The 22,346-nt window shown below is 39.9% G+C and carries 25 protein-coding genes; 19 read left to right on the plus strand and 6 right to left on the minus strand.

Translation table 11 applies throughout. The features are described from left to right. The first annotated feature begins 91 nt into the window (after positions 1–91). From IGI44_RS05745 to IGI44_RS05785, 9 genes are all read left to right on the plus strand, one after another. A complete protein-coding gene (locus tag IGI44_RS05745; protein WP_438786840.1) occupies positions 92–772 on the plus strand; it encodes a uracil-DNA glycosylase in 681 nt (226 codons plus the stop codon). A 157-nt stretch (positions 773–929) separates the two neighbouring features. Further along, positions 930–1,910 (plus strand): phosphate acetyltransferase, encoded by a 981-nt coding sequence (gene pta / locus IGI44_RS05750; RefSeq protein WP_438786841.1) that lies wholly within the window; start codon positions 930–932, stop codon positions 1,908–1,910. A gap of 238 nt (positions 1,911–2,148) precedes the next feature. Beyond that, the gene (locus IGI44_RS05755) at positions 2,149–3,738 is read left to right on the plus strand and encodes an alpha-glucoside-specific PTS transporter subunit IIBC (protein ID WP_438786842.1); all 1,590 of its coding nucleotides are present in this window, start codon (positions 2,149–2,151) and stop codon (positions 3,736–3,738) included. A 24-nt stretch (positions 3,739–3,762) separates the two neighbouring features. Then, positions 3,763–5,094: a 6-phospho-alpha-glucosidase gene (locus IGI44_RS05760; RefSeq protein WP_438786843.1), complete on the plus strand. Its 1,332-nt coding sequence runs from the start codon at positions 3,763–3,765 to the stop codon at positions 5,092–5,094. A 64-nt stretch (positions 5,095–5,158) separates the two neighbouring features. After that, positions 5,159–5,938: a MurR/RpiR family transcriptional regulator gene (locus IGI44_RS05765; protein WP_438786844.1), complete on the plus strand. Its 780-nt coding sequence runs from the start codon at positions 5,159–5,161 to the stop codon at positions 5,936–5,938. 37 nt (positions 5,939–5,975) lie between these two features. Further along, on the plus strand, positions 5,976–6,428 hold the full coding sequence (locus IGI44_RS05770) for a hypothetical protein (RefSeq protein WP_438786845.1): 453 nt from the start codon (positions 5,976–5,978) through the stop codon (positions 6,426–6,428). Between the two features lie 3 nt (positions 6,429–6,431). Next, positions 6,432–6,890: a PTS sugar transporter subunit IIA gene (locus IGI44_RS05775; protein WP_438786846.1), complete on the plus strand. Its 459-nt coding sequence runs from the start codon at positions 6,432–6,434 to the stop codon at positions 6,888–6,890. Between the two features lie 161 nt (positions 6,891–7,051). Then, entirely contained in the window at positions 7,052–7,519 is a 468-nt protein-coding gene (tsaE, locus tag IGI44_RS05780; RefSeq protein ID WP_438786847.1) for a tRNA (adenosine(37)-N6)-threonylcarbamoyltransferase complex ATPase subunit type 1 TsaE, read from the plus strand. After that, on the plus strand, positions 7,516–8,037 hold the full coding sequence (locus IGI44_RS05785; RefSeq protein ID WP_438786848.1) for a GNAT family N-acetyltransferase: 522 nt from the start codon (positions 7,516–7,518) through the stop codon (positions 8,035–8,037). The genes tsaE and IGI44_RS05785 overlap by 4 nt, the downstream gene beginning before the upstream one ends. 34 nt (positions 8,038–8,071) lie before the next feature. Here the strand turns inward: IGI44_RS05785 and IGI44_RS05790 are convergent, their stop codons facing one another. Further along, positions 8,072–8,605, minus strand: coding sequence for a 3'-5' exonuclease (locus tag IGI44_RS05790; protein ID WP_438786849.1), 534 nt, complete (start codon positions 8,603–8,605; stop codon positions 8,072–8,074). Between the two features lie 76 nt (positions 8,606–8,681). Next, the gene (locus IGI44_RS05795; protein WP_438786850.1) at positions 8,682–9,437 is read right to left on the minus strand and encodes an exodeoxyribonuclease III; all 756 of its coding nucleotides are present in this window, start codon (positions 9,435–9,437) and stop codon (positions 8,682–8,684) included. Between the two features lie 162 nt (positions 9,438–9,599). Here IGI44_RS05795 and IGI44_RS05800 point away from each other — a divergent pair, with 162 nt between their 5' ends. Together IGI44_RS05800 and murB are read left to right on the plus strand one after the other, a co-directional pair. Further along, positions 9,600–10,511 (plus strand): Gfo/Idh/MocA family protein, encoded by a 912-nt coding sequence (locus IGI44_RS05800; protein ID WP_438786851.1) that lies wholly within the window; start codon positions 9,600–9,602, stop codon positions 10,509–10,511. An 85-nt stretch (positions 10,512–10,596) separates the two neighbouring features. Continuing rightward, positions 10,597–11,502, plus strand: coding sequence for a UDP-N-acetylmuramate dehydrogenase (gene murB, locus IGI44_RS05805; protein WP_438786852.1), 906 nt, complete (start codon positions 10,597–10,599; stop codon positions 11,500–11,502). Between the two features lie 54 nt (positions 11,503–11,556). Here murB and IGI44_RS05810 read toward each other — a convergent pair whose 3' ends face one another. From IGI44_RS05810 to IGI44_RS05825, 4 genes are read right to left on the minus strand one after another with little or no spacing between them, the layout of a single operon-like run. Further along, positions 11,557–12,180, minus strand: a complete 624-nt coding sequence (locus tag IGI44_RS05810) for an ECF transporter S component (protein ID WP_438786853.1) — start codon at positions 12,178–12,180, stop codon at positions 11,557–11,559. 3 nt (positions 12,181–12,183) lie between these two features. Further along, positions 12,184–12,726 (minus strand): phosphopantothenoylcysteine decarboxylase, encoded by a 543-nt coding sequence (gene coaC / locus IGI44_RS05815; protein WP_438786854.1) that lies wholly within the window; start codon positions 12,724–12,726, stop codon positions 12,184–12,186. Beyond that, a complete protein-coding gene (locus IGI44_RS05820) occupies positions 12,723–13,448 on the minus strand; it encodes a phosphopantothenate--cysteine ligase (protein WP_438786855.1) in 726 nt (241 codons plus the stop codon). Before IGI44_RS05820 ends, coaC begins: the two co-directional genes overlap by 4 nt. Next, positions 13,445–14,437, minus strand: a complete 993-nt coding sequence (locus IGI44_RS05825) for a YhdH/YhfP family quinone oxidoreductase (protein ID WP_438786856.1) — start codon at positions 14,435–14,437, stop codon at positions 13,445–13,447. The genes IGI44_RS05820 and IGI44_RS05825 overlap by 4 nt, the downstream gene beginning before the upstream one ends. Positions 14,438–14,650: 213 nt before the next feature. On the opposite strand from IGI44_RS05825, the gene IGI44_RS05830 reads away from it, so the two are divergent. The 8 genes from IGI44_RS05830 (at position 14,651) to IGI44_RS05865 (ending at position 22,338) form a co-directional block, all read left to right on the plus strand. Then, positions 14,651–15,193 (plus strand): helix-turn-helix domain-containing protein, encoded by a 543-nt coding sequence (locus IGI44_RS05830; protein ID WP_049218705.1) that lies wholly within the window; start codon positions 14,651–14,653, stop codon positions 15,191–15,193. Positions 15,194–15,210: 17 nt separating this feature from the next. Continuing rightward, complete coding sequence (locus IGI44_RS05835) at positions 15,211–16,299, plus strand: ABC transporter ATP-binding protein (RefSeq protein ID WP_216408383.1); 1,089 nt, start codon at positions 15,211–15,213, stop codon at positions 16,297–16,299. A gap of 12 nt (positions 16,300–16,311) precedes the next feature. Next, complete coding sequence (locus IGI44_RS05840; protein ID WP_016181860.1) at positions 16,312–17,121, plus strand: ABC transporter permease; 810 nt, start codon at positions 16,312–16,314, stop codon at positions 17,119–17,121. Continuing rightward, complete coding sequence (locus IGI44_RS05845; RefSeq protein ID WP_438786857.1) at positions 17,118–17,963, plus strand: ABC transporter permease; 846 nt, start codon at positions 17,118–17,120, stop codon at positions 17,961–17,963. Before IGI44_RS05840 ends, IGI44_RS05845 begins: the two co-directional genes overlap by 4 nt. Continuing rightward, positions 17,960–19,030: an ABC transporter substrate-binding protein gene (locus IGI44_RS05850; protein ID WP_438786858.1), complete on the plus strand. Its 1,071-nt coding sequence runs from the start codon at positions 17,960–17,962 to the stop codon at positions 19,028–19,030. Before IGI44_RS05845 ends, IGI44_RS05850 begins: the two co-directional genes overlap by 4 nt. A 675-nt stretch (positions 19,031–19,705) precedes the next feature. Next, complete coding sequence (locus tag IGI44_RS05855; RefSeq protein ID WP_438786859.1) at positions 19,706–20,722, plus strand: glycosyltransferase family 2 protein; 1,017 nt, start codon at positions 19,706–19,708, stop codon at positions 20,720–20,722. 19 nt (positions 20,723–20,741) lie between these two features. Beyond that, positions 20,742–21,305: a hypothetical protein gene (locus tag IGI44_RS05860; RefSeq protein ID WP_438786860.1), complete on the plus strand. Its 564-nt coding sequence runs from the start codon at positions 20,742–20,744 to the stop codon at positions 21,303–21,305. Continuing rightward, complete coding sequence (locus IGI44_RS05865; RefSeq protein ID WP_438786861.1) at positions 21,295–22,338, plus strand: lysylphosphatidylglycerol synthase transmembrane domain-containing protein; 1,044 nt, start codon at positions 21,295–21,297, stop codon at positions 22,336–22,338. Before IGI44_RS05860 ends, IGI44_RS05865 begins: the two co-directional genes overlap by 11 nt. Positions 22,339–22,346: the final 8 nt, after the last annotated feature.

Here is a 22,346-nt window from a genome sequence, read left to right on the forward strand (position 1 = left end):
TATTTGAGTAGTAGGGGCCTTCATTCAAATTTTTTAGTGAGTTTTTTGTAAAATAGAGAGAGTAATACGAAATCAAGTGGGAGTGTATAGCATGAAAGAAATCATTCATAACAATTGGCAAACAGTATTAGCCGATCAATTTCAGGCACCCTATTATCTGAAATTGCGGGAGTTTTTAAAACAGGAATATAGTACACAAAAAATTCATCCAGACATGTACCATATCTATGAAGCCTTGGAATTAACACCATATGACCAAGTGAAAGTAGTCATCTTAGGGCAAGATCCCTACCATGGAATCAATCAGGCACATGGCTTATCTTTTTCAGTACAACCGGGGGTAAAGATTCCGCCTTCCCTACGAAATATTTATCAGGAATTGCAGAATGATTTAGGGATTCCCCCCGTTCAGCATGGCAATCTGGTTAGCTGGGCAAAACAAGGAGTACTAATGCTTAATACCGTTCTGACAGTTCGTGAGGGACAAGCCTACTCCCATCGCGGACAAGGGTGGGAGCAACTTACAGATGCGATTATCGAACGTTTAAACGAACGGGAAAAGCCAATCGTCTTTATCTTGTGGGGGAAACCAGCACAAGAAAAGATCAAAATGATCGACACGAATAAGCACGCGATCATAAAATCTGTTCACCCGTCGCCTTTATCTGCACATCGAGGATTCTTTGGCTCAAAACCGTTCTCGAAAACCAATCAAATTTTGACAGAGTGGGGGGAGGAACCAATTGATTGGCAACTTCCTGAAACAGTGTAGTATGACAACGGTTTCTGTTATAGAGACAGTTTGTGAAAAACCTCTTAATTCATATTTACTTGATTTTAATTAGTAGTACAGAGGTTTTATTCTGTCCTTTTCTTTTCTTGTGAAGTATTGTATGATAGATAGGAAATAAATATCTGGAGGTTTTATCGTGGATCTATTTGATAGTTTGAAATTTAAGATTATTCGTCGCAACATTAAAGTGGCATTTCCTGAAGCAACGGACGCACGTATTCTTGGCGCTGCATCTCGTCTAAAGGCAGAGGAATTAATTGAACCAGTTTTAATTGGGAATCTAGCAGAGATCGAGAAAGCAGCGGGCGCTCGTGGAATCGCTTTAGAGAACTTTACCATCATTGATCCTGATCATTTCGATCGTTGGGATGAAATGGTTGAAGCGTTTGTTCAACGTCGTAAAGGAAAAGCCAGCAAAGAGGACGCTGAAAAGATTCTTAAAGATGAAAACTACTTTGGTACAATGTTGACTTATATGGGAATTACTGACGGAATGGTTTCGGGAGCAATCCATTCAACAGGTGACACCGTTCGTCCAGCTTTACAAATCATTAAAACAAAACCTGGCGTTAGTCGTACAAGTGGTGCTTTCTTGATGGTTCGTGGGCGTGATCAAGAGAAATACTTATTCTCCGATTGTGCCATTAATGTAAATCCAACGGCTCAAGAATTGGCTGAAATTGCTGTAGAATCAGCTAAAACTGCGGAATTATTTGATATCAAACCTAAAGTTGCGATGATGAGCTTCTCAACAAAAGGATCAGCTAAATCTCCGGAAGTTGAAAAAGTTGCAGAAGCAACGAAGATTGCTCAAGAATTGGCACCAGACTTTTTGATTGATGGTGAATTACAATTTGATGCAGCGTATATTCCTGGTGTCGCTCAATTGAAGGCGCCAGACTCAGAAGTAGCAGGACAAGCAACTGTCTTTGTTTTCCCTGAACTACAATCAGGTAATATCGGCTACAAAATTGCTCAACGATTTGGCGGGTTTGAGGCGATCGGTCCTATTTTACAAGGATTGAACAAACCGATTTCCGATCTTTCTCGTGGCTCAAATGAAGAGGATGTATACAAACTTTCTATCATTACAGCAGCTCAATCATTAATGAGCTAAGAAATTCTCTATGAAAAGCAATTAACCAAAGCAAGAACTCGTTCATAAGACGGGTTCTTGCTTTTTTTGGTTTGTTTCAAATCTGTGTGGGAAAATTCCCTGAGCTAGACACTTAAGTTCAACTCTATAGTTCAATTCCCAAGGTTGCTCGATAATATTGAAAACGCTTTTTTGCAGCCTGTATAGTCAGAAATGTAAACAGGAAGAAGAACTTATTGGAAGGAGATGTGTTTTTGTCATGATGGAAAAGATTCAGCGTTTTGGAGGGGCGATGTTTACCCCAGTGCTATTATTTTCATTTTCAGGAATAATGGTGGCACTTTGTATCATTTTCAAAAATCCTATGCTTGTAGGGAGTATCGCAAGTGAAGGGACAACTTGGTATTCCATTTGGAGTATTGTAGAAAATGGTGCATGGACAGTCTTTAATCAGATGGAACTACTATTTGTTATTGGGTTGTCGATTGGGTTAGCAAAAAAAGCAAATGCGCGAGCTGCGATGGAGGCATTTGTCGTATATACCACCTGTAATTATTTCATTTCTTCAATGCTTGAATACTTCGGCGATTTTTTCGGAGTAAACTTTGCAGCGGAGCCTGGAGGAGAAAGCGGACTTAAATTAATTGGCGGAATCAAAACGCTAGATACCGGAATTATTGGCGCAATTTTTATTTCAGCCATTGTTGTTTTTCTGCATAATCGCTATTTCGAAAAGAAATTGCCAGACTTTCTAGGGATCTTTCAAGGATCGTCATTCATTGTTATTTTAGGATTCTTCGCGATGCTGCCGATTGCTTTTCTAATCTGCTTGATTTGGCCCAAAGTGCAACAAGGAATTGGCTCATTACAAGGATTTTTAGCAAGTGCAGGGATCTTCGGCGTGTGGCTCTACACCTTCTTAGAACGAATCTTGATACCGACGGGGCTTCATCATTTTATCTATACACCATTTGTTTATGGTCCAGCTGTTGTCGAAGACGGGATCACCAAATATTGGATGGGACATTTACAAGAATTTGCCCAAACAACGACACCGTTGAAACAGTTATTCCCAGAAGGCGGTTTTGCTCTACATGGAAACTCAAAGATCTTTGCATCACCGGGAATTGCGGCAGCCTTCTACTTTACAGCGAAGCCTGAAAATAGAAAAAAAGTTTTGGCGATTCTTATTCCAGCAACCTTGACCGCAGTTTTGGCGGGGATTACCGAACCATTGGAATTTACTTTCTTATTCGTATCACCACCACTATTCGCAGTTCACGCCCTTTTAGCCGCAACAATGGCCGCGACAATGTATGGCTTTGGAGTCGTAGGAGATATGGGTGGAGGCTTCATCGACCTATTGGCAAAGGTTTGGATTCCATTGTTCCAAAATCATAAAAGTATGATTTTTATCCAATTGATTATCGGACTTGCGTTTATCGTGATCTACTTCTTCGTCTTCCGTTTCTTGATTCTTAAGTTCAATCTAGCAACGCCAGGTCGGGAGGAAAATTCGCAAGATATTAAACTATATTCTAAAAAGGATTACAAAGCAAAACAAGGCGGCAACGCACCGGTCTTAGAAGGTGCGAATCAATATACGGAACAAGCAGCAGTTTATTTAGACGGATTTGGCGGGGCAGAGAACATCGAGAAGGTTAATAACTGTGCCACCCGCTTACGAATTACAGTCAAAGACGAAGCGCTTGTTCAACCGGATGATGTTTTTCGTTCAGGCGGAGCTCATGGCGTTGTCCGAAATGGAAATGCCTTCCAAGTAATTGTGGGTCTGGATGTGCCGCAGGTCAGAGAACAGTTTGAAACACTAATGGATATTGAAAACTAAGAAATTAAAAGGAGAGAATTTAAGATGAAGAAATTTTCAATTGTTATTGCAGGCGGAGGAAGTACATTTACACCAGGGATTGTATTAATGCTCCTAGACAACCTAGACAAATTCCCAATCAGACAAATCAAATTTTACGATAATTTGAAAGAGCGTCAAGATCATGTTGCAAATGCCTGTGAAATCTTACTGAAGGAACGTGCACCGGAAATTTCGTTTGTGGCAACCACGGATCCAGAAACCGCCTTCACTGATGTCGATTTTGTGATGGCACACATTCGTGTTGGGTTATATGCGATGCGTGAAAAGGATGAAAAGATTCCATTGAAATATGGGGTCGTTGGTCAGGAAACCTGTGGACCTGGTGGGATCGCCTATGGAATGCGTTCGATTGGCGGAGTTTTAGAGCTAGTTGACTATATGGAAAAATATTCGCCAGATGCTTGGATGCTGAACTACTCTAATCCAGCAGCGATTGTGGCTGAGGCAACTAGAAAATTAAGACCAGAATCAAAGATCATTAATATTTGTGATATGCCTGTAGGGATCGAAGAACGGATGGCGCATTCAATCGGTTTGAAATCACGAAAAGAAATGGAGGTTCGCTATTATGGACTGAATCATTTTGGCTGGTGGACAGATATTCGCGACAAAGAAGGCAACGATTTGATGCCGCAAATTAAGGCGCATGTTAAAGATCACGGTTATTCACTACCAGAAGAAATCGAAGAATCTCAGCATACCGATGCTAGCTGGATGCATACATTTGCTAAGGCAAAAGAAGTTTATGCGTTAGATCCAGATACATTGCCAAACACGTATTTAAAATATTACTTCTATCCACAAGATGAGGTTGCTCATGCAAATCCGGAATATACACGGGCAAATGAGGTTATGGCTGGACGTGAACAGCATGTATTCAGTGAATGTGACCGGATTGCAGAAGCAGGAACAGCGGAAGGGACATCTTTAGAAGTGGATGAGCACGCAAGTTATATCGTCGATCTTGCTCGTGCTATTGCTTATAACACACACGAAAGAATGCTGCTGATTGTGCCAAATGAAGGAGCGATCGTCAACTTTGATGAAACAGCGATGGTTGAAGTGCCATGTGTTGTCGGCAGTAATGGTCCAGAACCGCTGACTCAAGGTAAAATTCCACGCTTCCAAAAAGGGTTGATGGAGCAACAGGTAGCAGTCGAAAAATTAGTGGTTGAAGCTTGGGCAGAAAAATCCTATCAAAAATTGTATCAAGCATTGGCATTGTCAAGAATCGTACCAAATGCTCGGATTGCGAAAGAATTATTAGATGATCTGGTCGAAGCGAATAAAGAATTTTGGCCAGAATTAAGTTAGTTGCGATGAAAAACAACATTTTTTCCTCCTCCATCACGTATAATAGTGTAGGAGGGGGAAAATTATGACATTAGAGCAGTTGATTCATCAACATTTAGCAGAACTGAGTGAGTTGGATAAAGACATCTTGCAATTCATGCTTGCAAATCCTGAGAAAGTTAGAACCTCAGGAATTATGGAGCTTGCCGATATGGTCCATGCATCTAAATCATCTGTATTAAGAACGACGAAGAAGCTTGGCTTTTCCGGTTACTCAGAATTAAAGTATTTTTTACGGCACACTGAAACCAGTCAACAGCAGGAAACTAGCGACAAGGATATTTTTGAAAAGCAACTCGATGATATCAAGAAGACGATTGAGTACATGCAATCAGTGAACTTGGAGCCAATCAACGAGATGTTCGATCGAAGCCAAACGATTTATTGTTATGCAACTGGTTTTTCTCAAAAAAACATTATCGATGAATTCTATAAAATGTTATTAAATGTCGATAAACGTGCACTGGTTTTGCCGAACAAAACAGAGTTGGACATGGTGATGCCGATGATTACTCAAAATGATTGTGTAGTGATTGCATCCTTGAGTGGAGAAACAGATGATGTCAAAGAGAATCTAACAGCATTTGAAGTTCGAAAAATTCCAGTACTGGCGGTTACGGCAGTCGGAGATAACTATTTTGCTAGACACAGTACGCATCATTTAAATTTTTATTGTGACTTTTTTCTAATCGGCAGAAGAAGACTTCAATCGCAATCCTTGATTGGACTAAGCTGTTTAATGGATTACTTGCTACGATCCTATGGCATTTATACACTTGAGAAAAGTACTGATTCATCGACTTAAAACTTATCTAAATTTTGACATAAAAGGAGAATTTAAAATGATAGCGCTTAAATCTTTAAGAGTTAAAAGAAATGTCTTACTTGGCTATTGGGTTATGATGCCGGTGCTCTTTTACTTCTATTTATTTTTAGTAAGCTTTAATCAGCAGGTGTCCATCCAACATCTTATTCTTCAAATTCCGGGACTAACATTAGGCTTGCTGCTGTCATTTTTAATGCTCTTTCAAGCAGCTTGTCTGTATTTTATTAGTTCTCAAAGTGAGAAGAGTTTTTTCGTTGAAAAACGTTTCTTAACCTTTAGTTTGTTTCAGCAAGTTTTGACAGGAAATATTATTGGCGCTGCTTTGTGCTATTTCTATAATAAAAAAATGATTGCTGAAAATCAGTCTGTCTCACGCAATACAATGATTATTTTCTATTTTTCAATCGGATTTATTAGTTTAATTACGGCAATCCTTCTATTTATTGCGATGAGGATGAAAGGAGTTTAAAAAATGTTCTCTATGTTCAAAAAGAAAGATAAAATTTTTAGTCCAGCGGAAGGACAGTTGATTCCGTTGTCTGAAGTAAGTGATCCTGTTTTTTCTCAAGGGATGATGGGACCAGGATTTGCGGTTGAACCTGCATCAAATGAAATTTTTTCTCCTATTGCAGGAATAGTAACCAGTATCTTTCCAACTAAGCATGCGATTGGGCTTGAAATGAGTGATGGGAAAGAGATGCTGATCCATATTGGTATTGATACAGTGGAGTTACAAGGTCAAGGATTTGATATTCTTGTTAGCGAAACTGATAAGGTTACACCAGAAACAAAGCTGGCTGTTATAGATCGAGACTATTTGAAAGCACAAGGAAAAGCAAGTACGATTATGGTTTTATTTCCAGGTGCTACTGAAAGCTATACGCCAAAATCCAAATCAGTTGAAGCGTCAGAAGCAATCAAATTCAACTAATTAAATAAGCTCGGCAATCAATAAGATAGGCTAAATGCTTATCTTTTTTTGTTTGTCTAAAAATCTCTATAGATATGGTATCAAAAATGAAGAATCTTTTTCTTTTCTCTCAATGCTTAAATCGTTATACTAAATTGGTAGCAGAAAAGAGGAGAAAACACGTGATAACATTAGTCGATACAGCAGCCACGGAACGATTAGGAAAAATGATTGGCACGGTAGCCCAAGCCAGTGACAATTTAGTGTTGACCGGAGAATTAGGGGCAGGCAAGACGACCCTAACTAAAGGAATTGCATTGGGTTTAGGAATCGATCAAATGATCAAAAGTCCGACCTATACGATCATTCGAGAATATCAACAGGGGCGTTTGCCGCTTTATCATATGGATGTCTATCGGATCGAATCAGGTGCCGATGACCTAGGTTTAGACGATTATTTCGAAGGTGATGGCTTATCAGTGATCGAATGGGGGCAGCAGCTAGGGGAATATATGCCGGAGGATTACCTAGAATTGATTTTAGTGAAAGATGATCAAGAGGAAACTCTGCGTCGTGTTGATTTAATCGCGAATGGAAAACAGGCGGAAGCATTTAAGACGCGAATTTTGAAAGCGTGGGAAGTGAAATGAGTGAAGTAGAAGTCACGTTGAGAGAAGCAATCCCTGATGATGCAGCGGAGTTACTACAAATTAGCCGTCAAATAGCAAAAGAAACGGATTACTTGATTATGGATGAAGTGGGCTTAGGATTAACTGAAGAAATGTTGAGCCTGCAGCTGGCGGATTTATATGAAAGTGAGAACAATTTGCTGTTATTGGCTTTTGCTGATGGGAAGATCGTCGCAATGGCTTCAGTCAAAGCCGCACCGGAGTTTACTGTGTCACATATCGGTGAGATCGGGATTAGCGTACTGAAAGATTTTTGGGGAATCGGTCTTGGAACGGCGCTTCTAGATGAGGTTATCTATTGGAGTGAGAATGCTTCGCCATTACACCGCTTAGAATTGACAGTGCAAAAAAGAAACGAACGGGCGATTCATTTATATCAAAAATTTGGTTTTGAAACCGAGGCAGTGATGGAACGCGGCGCGCGAGATGCTCGAGGGGATTTTTTAGATGTTTTGTTAATGAGTAAATTAATCAATTAAAGAAGCGAAGCAGAGCGCTTCGCTTCATGTCTAGCTATATTGGTAAAACTAATTTTTTCAAAGGATCTACGCCAAAATGGTCTTCCTGATAAAGCAAAATTTTAGCACAGGCTCGGCTGTCTTCTAAAGCATCATGATGATGTTCTAACGGAATCGCTAATTCTTCACAGACGGTGTTCAGTCGATGATTTGGCATTTCTGGAAATAGTCGGCGACTGGTTCGAACTGTACAAAGTGACAAATAAGAGGGCTGCTCTAGATGATAATAATCCAGACAGCCAGCTAATATCTTTGTATCAAAGCCGGCATTGTGAGCGACAATCAAACGATTCTCCTGATAGTAGTGTTGGATTTCTTGCCATACTTCAGGAAATTTTGGTGCATCCTCCACGTCCTCTGGATGAATCCCATGGATCTGAATGTTTTTCCAGAAGAATTCTGTTTCTGGTTTGATTAAAGAATAATACTCACCCACGATTTGACTGTTTTTAACCATTACGAGTGCTAATGAACAAGCACTATGGGTTTGGTAATTGGCTGTTTCAAAGTCCATTGCGATAAAATTCAACAGGGTCACCTCTTCGCCATTGTTTTAACATATTTTTCTCAGCGGCGAAAGGCTTGCGGTAAAAATTTCAAACATTTTAAAGATTGATGTCCAATTCTACCGGGCAATGATCGCTGCCGAAAATCTCAGTATGGATCTTAGCGTCTTGCAGTTTTTCTTTTAAGTCATCAGAAACGACAAAGTAATCAATCCGCCACCCAGCATTGTTTTTACGAGCATTGAAGCGATAGCTCCACCAAGAGTAAATGCCCTCTTGATCTGGATAGAAATGACGGAAGGTATCAATATAGCCATTCTCTAATAAGATACTGAATTTTTCTCGTTCTTGTGGTGTAAAGCCAGCGTTTTTTTGATTGGTTTTCCAATTTTTTAAGTCGATGTTTTCGTGAGCGACATTTAAATCACCACAGAAAATAACGGGTTTCTTTTCTTTGAGTCCGTTTAAGTAATTCAAGAAAGCTTCTTCCCATGTCATGCGATAGTCTAAACGTTTTAATTCATTTTGTGAATTGGGTGTGTAGCAGGTGATCACGTAATATTCAGGATACTCTAGTGTAATCACGCGACCTTCTTGATCGTGCTCATCAATGCCAAGTCCATAAGTTACGTTTAGTGGTTCGTATTTCGTAAAAATAGCAGTACCTGAATAGCCCTTTTTCTCTGCATAATTCCAATACTCATAGTAGCCGGGCAGATCCATTTCGATTTGACCAGCTTGCAGTTTGGTTTCCTGCAGACAGAAAAAATCGGCGTCTAATTCATTAAAGACGTCCATAAAGTTCTTTTTCATCACAGCTCGCAGGCCATTGACGTTCCAAGAAATTAATTTCACAGTTCATTCCTCCATATTGTTAAATCTAATGATTTACTCATGGACTAATTGTAACGAAAAAAGATCAGAAAGCAAAGGATGCCAGACTGACAATCCACTATTTTAAAAATAGAATAGCTTTGATTTTTTGAATAAACTAAAGAAGAGAGAGGAGAATGTTAAATGAAAATTGGCGTTATCGGCATTGGAGGAATTGCACAAAAGGCTTATTTACCAACCTATGCCAAAATGCGTAAGGAAGCAACATTCATTTTCGCAACACGCAACGATGAAACGCGGGAAAAAATTTCTCAAGAATACCACTTTACCAACACAGTTTCGACGATTGATGAATTACTGGCTGAGAAAATCGATGCTTGTTTTATTCATGTTGCCACAAAGGTCCATTTTGAGATTGCTAAGCAATGTCTAGAAACAGGAGTGGCGGTTTTTATTGATAAGCCAGTTAGTGAAAAGCTAAAAGAGGTGCGTGAACTGCAAGATCTGGCTAAGGAGAAAAAGCTATTGTTCATGGTGGGCTTTAACCGTCGCTTTGCAACGATGGTTGATCAGTTAAAGCAGCTTCCGCAAAAGCATGTCATTCATTTGGAAAAAAATGAGCCGAATCATGCAATGAATGCGCAATATGGTATCTATGATTTATTTATTCATTTAGTAGATACGGCTGTTTACTTGTTGGATGATGAAATTATGGCGGTTCATTCAAAAATTCGTGAAGAAAAGGGGCAGATGACCTACGCACAGCTGCAGCTTTCAACAGCAACAACGGAATGTATCCTATCGATGGACTTAATGAGTGGTGGGAAAATGGAGCGTTACCAAGTGAGCTCGCCTGAACAAACGATGATTTTAAATCAATTGACCGATTTGACGATCAAAAAGGGAACAGTTGAAGAAGTTCAACGTTTTGGGGATTGGACGACCACGTTAGAAAAACGCGGATTTGAACAGCTAGTTATCTGCTTTATTGCCGCATTAAAAGGCGAGGATGTTGATTTGCGTCAGGAAAATGTTTTGTTAAGTCATGAGTTGTGTGAAAAAATGCTGCAACAGCACATTCGTCATCAACTATAAGGGGTGGTAAGTTTTTTTCTCGCGTGCTAAAATAGCAAAGATGTTTGAAAAATTTACCCGTAATGAACGAGAAAGGCTTATCAAAGTGAAAATTACTGAATTATCGAACGCATTACCAAGTGTGAAAGTCCTTTTGGATGAACCTTTAATGAATTATACCTTTACAAAAACTGGCGGTCCTGTTGACGCTCTAGCATTTCCCAAAGACAATGAAGAAGTGAAAGCATTAGTTGATTACTGTCGTTCAAATGACATCCCTTGGATCGTTTTAGGGAACGCTAGCAATTTGATTGTCCGTGATGGCGGTATTCGTGGTTTAGTGATCATGCTGACGGATATGACAACGATTCGAGTAGAGGAAGATACGATCATTGCCCAAGCTGGCGCGAAATTGATCGACACAACATATGTTGCTTTAGATCATTCGTTGACCGGATTCGAATTTGCTTGTGGGATTCCTGGGAGTATCGGTGGCGCGGTCTTCATGAATGCTGGTGCGTATGATGGACAGCTGGAAGATGTGTTTGAATCAGTGGATGTATTATTGGCTGATGGCACATTTGAAACGTGGTATAAGGACCAAATGAATTTTTCCTACCGTCATTCAGCGATTCAAGATCAACCAGCGATTGTTTTGAGTGCGACCTTCAAATTAACACCAGGCGATCACGACCAAATCGAAAAACGGATGAAGGAATTAACCGAACTACGTGAGCTGAAGCAGCCGTTGGAATATCCATCATGCGGCAGTGTCTTTAAGCGCCCAGTCGGTCACTTCACTGGGAAATTGATTCAGGATGCTGGCTTGCAGGGGTTAGTATGGGGTGGCGCGCAAATCTCTGAAAAACATGCTGGCTTCATCGTCAACATTAACAATGCAACAGCTACTGACTACATTGAGTTGATCGCTCATATTCAAAAAACGATTAAAGAAACGTTCGATGTGACTTTAGAAACCGAAGTGCGGATTCTAGGCGAAGAACCGAAATAATAAACATACAAAAATGCTTGGTAGAAAATCATTTAGATTTCTACCAAGCATTTTTTATTTTTTCATTAACCTTAATAATACGGCGCAAACACCCATTGTCGCAATACCTGCAACAATCGCTTCAACCAGACCGCTACCGAAAATAATTCCTAAAATGACACCATAAACGGCATCTGCTGTGACTTGCAATACATTTGCGTAGCTGTCTTTAAAGAAGAAAAAGATCAGGTTCATGACTAAAATTGTATTCGTCATCGAGCCTGCTAGACCAGCGATGAACAAGCTGACCGGACGAGCCTTTTGTTTCATTAATTTATATAATCCTGTATAAACGAAATAGGGAACGACACCAATCAAAATACGCGGAATAATTGCTACGACAACTGCGCGCCAGTCGCCTTGATTCGTTAATGGATTTGCAATAAATGGTGAAAAGACAAAAGACATTGGTGTGATAACGACAGTTGCTCTCGCTAAACTAATTACTCCAAAGACAGCTCCCAGACCAGCTCCAATGCGCGGACCCAATACAATCGAAGCAATAATCACTGGGATATGCATGGTCGTTGCATTGATGGGACCGATTGGAATAAATCCTAATGGTGTGACCGCTAAAATAATCATGATGGCTAAAAACATCGCGGTCAAAGTAAAGCTTCTAACATTTTTCTCTTTCATTTGTTACTCCTTTAATTTCGAATTTACGATATGCACAATTTCAGCAATATCTGCTAAAGCACCTCGGCCATAATCGCCGCAAGCTAGCAAGGCCTCTCTTGGTTCGATTTCTTGATAACCGACTTCTTTTAGTGTGGTCAAATTTCGTTGGACGATCGGGTTTTGATACATATAGGTATTCATAGCTGGCGCGATAATTTTGGGTGTATCCGGCAGCAATGCGAGAGCTACGGTTGATAGTAAATCATCCGCGATTCCGTTGGCTAATTTGCCAATAATATTTGCTGAAGCAGGGGCAACAAGAAAGAGATCGGCTGCCTTAGCCAAAGCAATATGATTGATCAATGCGGCATCAGGTTCTTCAATTACATCCAGATGGACACGTCGGTGAGACAAGGATTGGATCGTTAAGGGCGTAATGAATTCCGTACTGCTCTTGGTCATCACAACATCTAAGTTATAGCCTAGTTTGGTTAATTGGTTGGTAATGTCGGCTGCTTTGTAGGCAGAGATGCTGCCGCTGACTCCTAGTAAGATGTTTTTCATTTTACTTCCTCCAGTTTCATGACTTCCTTTTTGATCAGTTCAGCAATTTCAGTTTTTGTCTGTGCTTCTTTGACTTTATGCTGCCTATTGATCAGATAACCATGATGTTTTTCACCGCGAATTTCCGTTAAATCATTTGCCAAGATAAAATCAGCTTGATTTTTTTCAAGACTGGCTTTTGCTACATTTAATAATTCAATCATCGGCACGTCAACTAATAATTTAAAGCCAACCAAAATCGTTTGCGGCTGCAATTTTTTGATCAAAGATATGATTTTTGGCGTTTTCTTTAGAACAACGACTAGATGATCGGTATCTGAAGAGATTTTTTTCTCTGTTCGCTCATTGGCAACTTCTACTAAGGCTTTTGGTAAATCTGCTGGTTTTGCCGCCATTGCTGCTTCAAGATCTTCAAGAGTAACCGAACTTTCTGGTGTGAAATCACTGACCGCCATGCTATGGATGACTACATCATACGTATTTTCTGACATTAAATCCTTCAATGTTTTTTCAAGATCTGCGGTAGAGTCGATTAAGTATTGATGAATCATTTTTCCTTCAGGTTTTACCGCGTGACGTGTAGTAATCATATCAATTGTCGCGTTTTCTTTCGCAAAGCTTTCCGCAATCGCTTTGCCTAGCTTTCCGCTGGAATGATTCGTTATCGCGCGGACATCATCGATTTTTTCGGAAGTACCGCCTGAAGTTATTAGAATTCTCACTGGTTTGTTCCCCCTAAAGCAACGATTGTACGTCCTACATGCTTTCCTTCTAACAGGGCATTTGCCGTTTCCAATACGTGCTCTAATTCAATTTGTTGGACTTGGAAATGATCAGGCAACGCCCATTCATTCGCCATTTTTTTCCAAAGCTTTTGCCGTTGCTCCATCGAGGCTTCGACTGAATCGATGCCTAATAAGTTAACACCTCGTAAAATAAAAGGCAAGACAGTTGTACTCAGTTTGATGCCGCCAGCATTTCCGCATAAAGCAGCACTACCTCCATAGTTAATAAAAGGCAGAACCTGAGCCAGCGTATCGCCGCCGACTGTATCAATGACAAAATCAAAGAGCTGTTTATTCAACGGACGGACTTTTTCTGGAAACAATTCAGCCGGAGAGAGAACAGCGGTTGCTCCTAGTTGTTGCAAGTAATCTAATTGATTCTCTTTTCGACTTAGCGCAGTGATCTCTTTACAGCCGATTTGTTTTAGAAAATGCAGAGCAAATCCACCCACACCGCCAGTCGCCCCAGTAACCAATACCCGACTGTCCGCGTTTAATCCATGAGTTTGCAGCGCATCTACCGCTAGTGCAGCTGTAAATCCAGCTGTCCCGAAGGTCATTGCCTGTTTAGTAGATAAACCTTCTGGCAGGTGAACGACCCATGAAGCTGGAACAACTTGTACATCGCTTAAGCCGCCATCCTGCTTGACGCCTAAGCCATAGCCCGTGACTAATACTTCGTCACCAACTTTAAATTCTTCCGCTTTGCTTTCTATAATTATACCTGCCAAATCAATACCAGGTGTCATTGGATATTCGCGCAATACCCCAGTATTGGCTTTGGTTGCTAATGCATCCTTATAGTTAATACCAGAATAATTCACCTTAACTAATACTTCATTTTCTTTTATCTCAGGTTTGGTAAAGCTCTCAATCTCTGTGTGAAGGGTTTCATCATTCATTACACGTAAACGGCGATAAGTCATTAGTTGTTAGCCTCCCTGTACTTAAAAAAATAGTTACTCCTATCTTAGCGGAAATGAAAGAAAAAGCAAATTTATTTTCTTTTTAATTTCCATTAAAATCGTGAAAGAATTTCATTCAGATCGCTTGATTTTTAGGGAAAAGTTCGTATACTGGAATGGTGCTATTAAACAAGAAGTTTACTATTAGCAAACAAGGAATGGAGGACTGAGAGTATGGAGATTGGTGAGAAGCTGCGAAATCTTAGAATCCAAAAAAATTTAACGCAAGAAGAGTTAGGTGAACGAACCGATTTATCTAAGGGATACATCTCTCAGTTGGAACGTGACCTAAGTTCTCCTTCTATGGAGACTTTTTTTGATATTTTAGAAGTTCTAGGTGTGACACCAGCTGAATTTTTCAAGCAAAAGACCGGTGATCAGAAAATCGTCTATAAGGATGAAGACACTACTTTTTACAGTGATGAGGAACACGGCTATCATATTAAGTGGCTGATTCCTGAATCGAATGAGAAGGAAATGGAACCCATTTTATTAACGCTAGATAAAGAGGGACAATATAAACAGTTTACCCCTTCGTTGTCTGAAACGTTTATCTATGTATTAAAAGGCAAGGTGGCGCTGCAATTTGGCGAAACCTTATATGAAGCGGAAAAAGGCGAGAGTATCTATTACGAAGCGAGTAAACCGCACCGGCTGCAAAACCAGGCGAATGGAGTCAGCAAAGTGCTGATCGTCGCTACAGAATCTTACTTATAGAAAAAGGACGTGAAGTCATGACAAACACAATTATCTCCTTTAAAGATGTAATCAAACAATACGATGATGACGATCCCGTATTGAAAAAAATAAATTTTGATATTGAAGAGGGGCGTTTTTATACCTTATTAGGACCTTCTGGCTGCGGAAAAACAACGATTTTACGAATTATCGCCGGTTTCACAGACGTTAGTGAAGGCGATATTTTTTTTGAAGGAAAACGGATGAACGATATTCCGGCTAACAAACGTCAGGTCAATACAGTCTTTCAAGATTATGCGTTGTTTCCTCATATGAATGTTTTTGATAATGTTGCCTTTGGCTTGAAGATCAAAAAGCTGTCTAAAAAAGAGATTGAGAAGAAAGTCTTAGAGGCATTGAAGTTAGTTCAGCTACCTGGTTATGAGAATCGTGAAATCACCGAAATGTCTGGTGGTCAACGTCAGCGGGTGGCGATTGCGCGAGCAATTGTCAATGAACCAAAGATTTTATTACTGGATGAACCATTGTCAGCTTTGGATCTGAAATTACGAACGGATATGCAGTATGAATTGCGTGCGTTGCAAAAACGTTTAGGTATTACCTTTATTTTCGTGACTCATGACCAAGAAGAAGCGTTGGCTATGAGTGATGAGATTTTTGTGATGAATAAAGGCAAGATCGTACAAAGCGGTACACCAGTTGATATTTACGATGAACCAATCAATCATTTTGTCGCAGATTTTGTTGGAGAAAGTAATATTGTTGCTGGTGAAATGGTGGAGGATAACCTGGTCAAATTTGTCGGCAAAACCTTTGAATGTGTCGATGGCGGGATGCGTCCCAACGAACCAGTTGAAGTCGTTTTGCGTCCAGAAGATTTAACCTTGACCACACCTGAACAGGGAAAACTGGTTGTGACGGTTGATACGCAGCTGTTCCGCGGGGTTCATTACGAAATGAACTGTATTGATGCGGATGGGAATGAATGGATGGTCCATTCTACGAAGAAAGCCAAAAAGGGCAGCAAAGTTGGTCTGTACTTTGAACCTGAGGACATTCACGTCATGCGCTTCAACGAAAGTGAAGAAGACTTCGAAGCTCGTTTGGAAAGCTATGAAGATTAGGGAGGGATCACTATGAAAAATATGCGTCGTTTATATTCAATCCCTTACTTTTTTTGGCTGCTGTTTTTTGTCATTGCCCCGGTGATTTTGATCGTCTATCAGTCTTTCTTTGATATGAACGGCAATTTTACGTTAACCAATTATCATACGTACTTAACCTCAAAAACCTATTTGATGATGACCGTCAATTCCGTACTATTTGCGTTTTTGATTACGTTGATGACGCTGTTAATCAGTTATCCGACGGCGTACTTTTTATCGAAATTGAAGCATCGCCAATTATTACTGCTGTTGGTGGTTCTGCCGACATGGATTAATTTATTGCTGAAGGCATATGCCTTTATCGGTATTTTTAGCGCGAACGGTTCGGTCAATGACTTCTTGAGTTTTATTGGGATCGGACAGAAACAACTGCTATTCACGGATTTTAGTTTCATGTTTGTGGCAGCTTATATCGAACTGCCGTTTATGATCATGCCGATTTTCAATGCATTGGAGGAAATCAATCCTTCTTTGATCAGTGCTAGTCGCGATCTAGGAGCGAATAATTTTGATACATTTCGTCGGGTAATTTTCCCACTTTCCTTGAATGGTGTAAAAAGCGGTGTTCAAGCTGTCTTTATCCCGTCGCTCTCACTCTTCATGCTGACGCGCTTAATTGGTGGGAACCGCGTGATCACACTGGGAACGGCAATTGAAGAACATTTCTTGGTGACACAGAATTGGGGCATGGGGTCTACGATCGGTGTGATTCTGATCGTGGCTATGTTTATTGTAATGATGCTAACCGGTGAAAAACGTAAGGGAGGTCGGGTGAAATGAGAAGAAGAAAATTTTCTTGGTCCACTATTTATTTGATTTTTGTGTTTATTCTATTGTACATTCCGATCTTTTATTTGATTTTCTATTCCTTTAATCAGGGTGGAAATATGAGTACCTTTACTGGATTTACGTGGGAACATTATCAAAGTTTGTTTTCTGATCGTCGCTTGATTAGTATCGTTGTTCAAACTTTTGTTCTGGCATTCTTGTCCGCATTGTTAGCAACGATTATTGGGACTTTCGGTGCGATGGGCATTTATTATACACGTAAGCGAAATTCAAGAAATGTCTTGTTGGGACTAAATAATATTCTTATGGTTTCACCAGATGTTATCATCGGTGCCAGCTTTTTGATTCTATTTACGATGCTTGGCGGGGTTTTGAAGAACTTCCAGTTAGGCTTTGTCAGTGTGCTGCTTTCTCATATCGCCTTTAGTATTCCCATCGTTGTTTTAATGGTGTTACCGAAGCTGAAGGAAATGAATGATTCCATGATCGATGCGGCACGAGATTTAGGAGCGAATAATTTTCAAGTGTTATCTAATATTATATTGCCGTTTTTGACACCGGGAATTATTGCGGGATATTTTATGGCATTTACCTATTCGTTAGATGATTTTGCCGTAACCTTCTTTGTTACTGGAAATGGCTTTACAACACTTTCAGTCGAAATCTATTCACGGGCTAGACAAGGGATCAGTTTAGAAATCAATGCCTTATCGACCCTCGTCTTTATTTTCTCTCTGCTGTTAGTCGTGGGTTATTACTTTATTAGTCGCGATACCTCAAAGAAAGCGCGGAAACGCAAACGTGATTTTGAGGAGGTGGCAGTACTGAAATGAGAAAATTACAATCACTTTTTATCGGTGTCGTCGCCATCATTCTCTTACTGACATTTTTGGTCATTCGCTTGAATCATTCTTCCAATGCCAGTTCTAAAGTATTAAATATTTATAACTGGGGTGATTACATTGATCCAGAGTTAATCAAGCAGTTTGAAAAAAAATACGGTTATAAGGTCAATTACGAAACCTTCGATTCAAATGAAGCGATGGAAGCCAAAATCAAACAAGGCGGAACAGCCTATGATATTGCGATTCCTAGTGAATACATGATCCAAAAAATGAAGAAGGAAAAATTACTCTTACCATTGGATCATTCAAAAATTCATGGTTTAGAAAATATTGATCCGCGCTTTTTAGATTTGGATTTTGATCGAGAGAATAAATACTCGATTCCGTATTTCTGGGGAACCTTAGGGATCGTCTATAATGATAAATTTGTCGCTGGAGACAAAATCAAACATTGGGACGATTTGTGGCGTCCAGAATTAAAGAACAATATTATGCTAATCGATGGTGCTCGAGAGGTCATGGGTTTGTCCTTAACCACCTTAGGCTATTCCATCAATAGCAAAGATATGACGCAGCTGAATCAAGCGATCCAGAAACTAAGCAGCTTGACTCCTAATGTCAAAGCGATCGTTGCTGACGAGATCAAAATGTATATGGCAAATGAAGAAAGTGCCGTTGCAGTGACCTTTTCTGGAGAAGCAGCAGATATGATGTCTGAAAATGAGCATCTCCATTACGTGATACCGCCTGAAGGTTCAAATCTGTGGTTTGATAATATCGTGATTCCTAAGACCTCCAAAAATCAAGAAGGCGCCTATGACTTTATCAACTTTATGCTGAAGCCAGAGTCAGCTAAACAAAATGCAGAATATATCGGTTATTCAACACCGAATAAAAAAGCATTAGCGATGCTGCCAAAAAGTATTTCTGGTGACAAGCAATTTTATCCAGATGATGAGACCATTAGTCATTTGGAGGTTTATAAAGATTTAGGTCCGGAATATTTGGGGATCTATAATGATTTGTATTTGGAGTTTAAGATGTATCGGAAGTAGCTTGAAAACTCAAAACAAACGGTTTAAAGTCGCATTTTAAATGTGAAAAATTATTTTTACTTATTCCTTTTAAACTTTCCATCCAAACTACGGATTACGATCAAAGTAGTAATTATTCTACTTTATAATTATTTGGTTGAGTAAAATGAATGAACGCTAAAACAGTTCGCTAAATAAAAGAATAATCCGTAAAACCTGAATCTTATTTATAAGATTCAGGTTTTTTATTTATTAAAAGAAACTTTTGCTGCAATTTGTAATAGCTAAAAAAGAGACGCTCATCTTATGAACTGAGCTTTATCTTCTTAGGGAAGGAACCAGAATGTTTTTAAAAGGCTATGGTTATTTTCTATCAATTTCTATTAACGAATTGTTTTGTTCTAGTTTAACAACAGTTTAATAATTCGTAGCGGTCTATTTTTTTTTGCTGATTAAACTGTAGTCAAGAAGTAAAGGATGGGGTGCAAAAAATGAGAATGCGTGATAAACATTTTTTTCTTGGAAAAATTAGAAATCCTAAGCGGAAAAGGGAGCCCTTGAGCAATGAGGAAAAAATTATCATTGTCGCCCTCTGCATTTTTATCGCCGCTCTTTTTATACTGACTGTTTACGCTGTGGCATTCACAGTGTCTAGACTAAAATTTCTGATCTAAATCAAAGAATGGAGGAATTAACATGAAATATTTAACTTTTGTCGTACCAAGCTACAATTCTCAAGATTATTTGGCACGTTGTGTAGATACATTATTAGCTGGAGGAGAGGATGTAGAGATCATTATCGTTAATGACGGTTCCACAGATGCTACTGCAGCAATTGCAGACGGATATGCTGCTGCTCATCCGACAATCGTAAAGGTGGTTCATCAAGAAAATAAAGGACATGGCGGAGCAGTCAATGCTGGCTTGGCTCAAGCCACAGGCCGCTATCTCAAGGTGGTGGATTCTGATGATTGGCTAGATGTTAGAGGTCTTATTTCCGTTCTTTTCCAAATGAAAAATTGGGAAGAGAAACAGCAAACAGTCGATATGATCGTTTGTAATTATGTCTACGATCATTTATTTGATCAGAAACAGCATACGGTGGATTATCGCAATGTTTTTGAGACAAACCAGATTTGTGGCTGGGAGGGTATCGGTCGATTTAATCCGTCTCAATACTTAATCATGCATGCGCTGATTTTCAAGACAGAGATTCTGCGAAAGAGCGGGGTAGAGCTGCCGTTGAATACTTTTTATGTGGATAATCTATTCGCGTATCAACCATTACCTTATGTGAAAAAGATCTGCTATTTAGATGTTGATTTGTATCATTATTTCATTGGTCGTGACGATCAGTCGATCAACGAAAGCGTCATGATGGAGCGGATTGATCAACAAATCAAGGTGACGAAAATCGTTTCCGAATGCACCAATCTTGCGGATGTGGAGGTCTCGAAGTTATCTACCTATATGATGCGGAATATCTCGATTATGTTGGCGATTTCTTCGATTCATTTATTGCTGATCGGGACAGACGAAGCCTTGGCTAAACGCAAGGAATTATGGAACTATATCAAAACAATCAATCGAAAACTCTATTGGAAATTGCGTTTGCGAACCGTCGGCGGGCTAACCTATCTTCCTGGGAAAATCGGAAGTCTCGCGACAGTCACTGGATATCGAGCAGCCAAAACGGTCATTAAATTTCAATAGTTGAAAAGGAGGCCCGCAGATGGCTGAAGTATATATTGCGTTAGTGGATACACCAGGTTTTTTCGCCAGCATCATTAAGAAGGTCATCGGTATCGACTATTGTCATGTCGTCCTCTCGTTGGATGAGACTTTTGACCAAGCATATAGTATCAACCGAAGAAATCCGGCAATTCCTTTTTTTGCCGGATTTGTCAAAGAGGATTCAGTAAAGATTTTGCGGAAATTTCCGACAGCCTACTATCGAATCATTCGTGTGCCTTGCTCGATGGAACAAAAAAAAGCGATCCAAAAGGAACTGGAATCCTGCTATGAGCGACGCTGGACCATTCACTATTGTGTCATTGGGCTGCCCTTTTTGTTAGTAAAACGCCCGTTTTATCAAAAGAATCATTATACGTGTTCGTCATTTTTAGCCAAGCTCTTAGATGAACAAGGGATTTCTTTATTTGATAAGCATTCTTCACTTGTGACACCGAGAGATTTTTATGAATTAACCGGTTTTGAGAAAATTTATGAAGGCTCATTTTCTAGCTACCTTAGTGATCGAGTCTATTGGAAGGAGGCGAAGGGGCATGCTTGGTAAATACAAGCTCAGTATCATTCTTCTATTGATTCTGATTCTCTTAACAGTAGGCACTTTTCTCCAAGCCAATGATCTTTCTGAAGTGCTGTCAGCTTTATCAGAAATGAGTCTCTTATGGCTAGCATTGGGCATCCTGTCGGTTCTCTTGTTTGTGATAATGGAAGGGGTGATGATCTGGTATTTATTGCGTTCTTTTCAAAAGGGAATTGGACTGTGTCAATGTATCAGTTGGTCCTTCGTTGGTTTTTTTGTATCGGGAATTACGCCTTCTGCAACAGGCGGACAACCGATGCAGATTTATTACATGAAGCGTGCAGGGATTCAGGTCTCAGCGAGCATGCCAGTGCTGATGATTCTTGCTGTTCTGTATAAGCTGGTGATGGTGGGCATCGGAATCGGGATCTGCCTTTTCTGGTCAACAGGCATCGCAGCTTCCTTCGGTGATTATTTGTGGTTGTTTTATCTTGGACTGGGACTTAATAGTTTCGTCGTTGTTTTGTTGACAGTCATTATGATTCGCCCCAATTACGCGGAAAAAATAGTCTTAAAGGTCCAGAGACTCTTGACAGTCACCCGCATTTTGAAGGTGTCGCCAGAGCGTCAAACGAGGTGGTTATCAGCGATTGCTGAATATCAACAGGTCATCAATTTTTTTCGCGGACATAAAGCGACATTGTTTTCTGCCGCTCTCATGACCTTGATTCAACGATCCCTGCCTTTTTTATTAACTTGGATCATTTATCGGGGATTGGGGCTTTCAGGTATAGGGATACTTTCCTTAATGGCTTTGCAGGCGGCAGTTACTTTGTCAGTCGATCTGCTACCGCTTCCGGGCTCTATGGGAATATCTGAGTTGGTTTTCAGCGCTGTTTTTGCCGCTGTTTTTAGTGAGAAGCTGCTGCCTGCAGCTTTGTGTATTTCAAGAGGGATCAGCTTTTATCTGATTATGATCGTAAGCGCGGCTGTTTTCGCTTGGGTGCACTTTTCAAAAAGTAAAGTCCAAAGCAAGGAGCATCGTAATTTTTTAGTTTAAAGAAATGA

The organism is Enterococcus sp. DIV0756 (assembly GCF_051710745.1).
Classification (GTDB): domain Bacteria; phylum Bacillota; class Bacilli; order Lactobacillales; family Enterococcaceae; genus Enterococcus_A.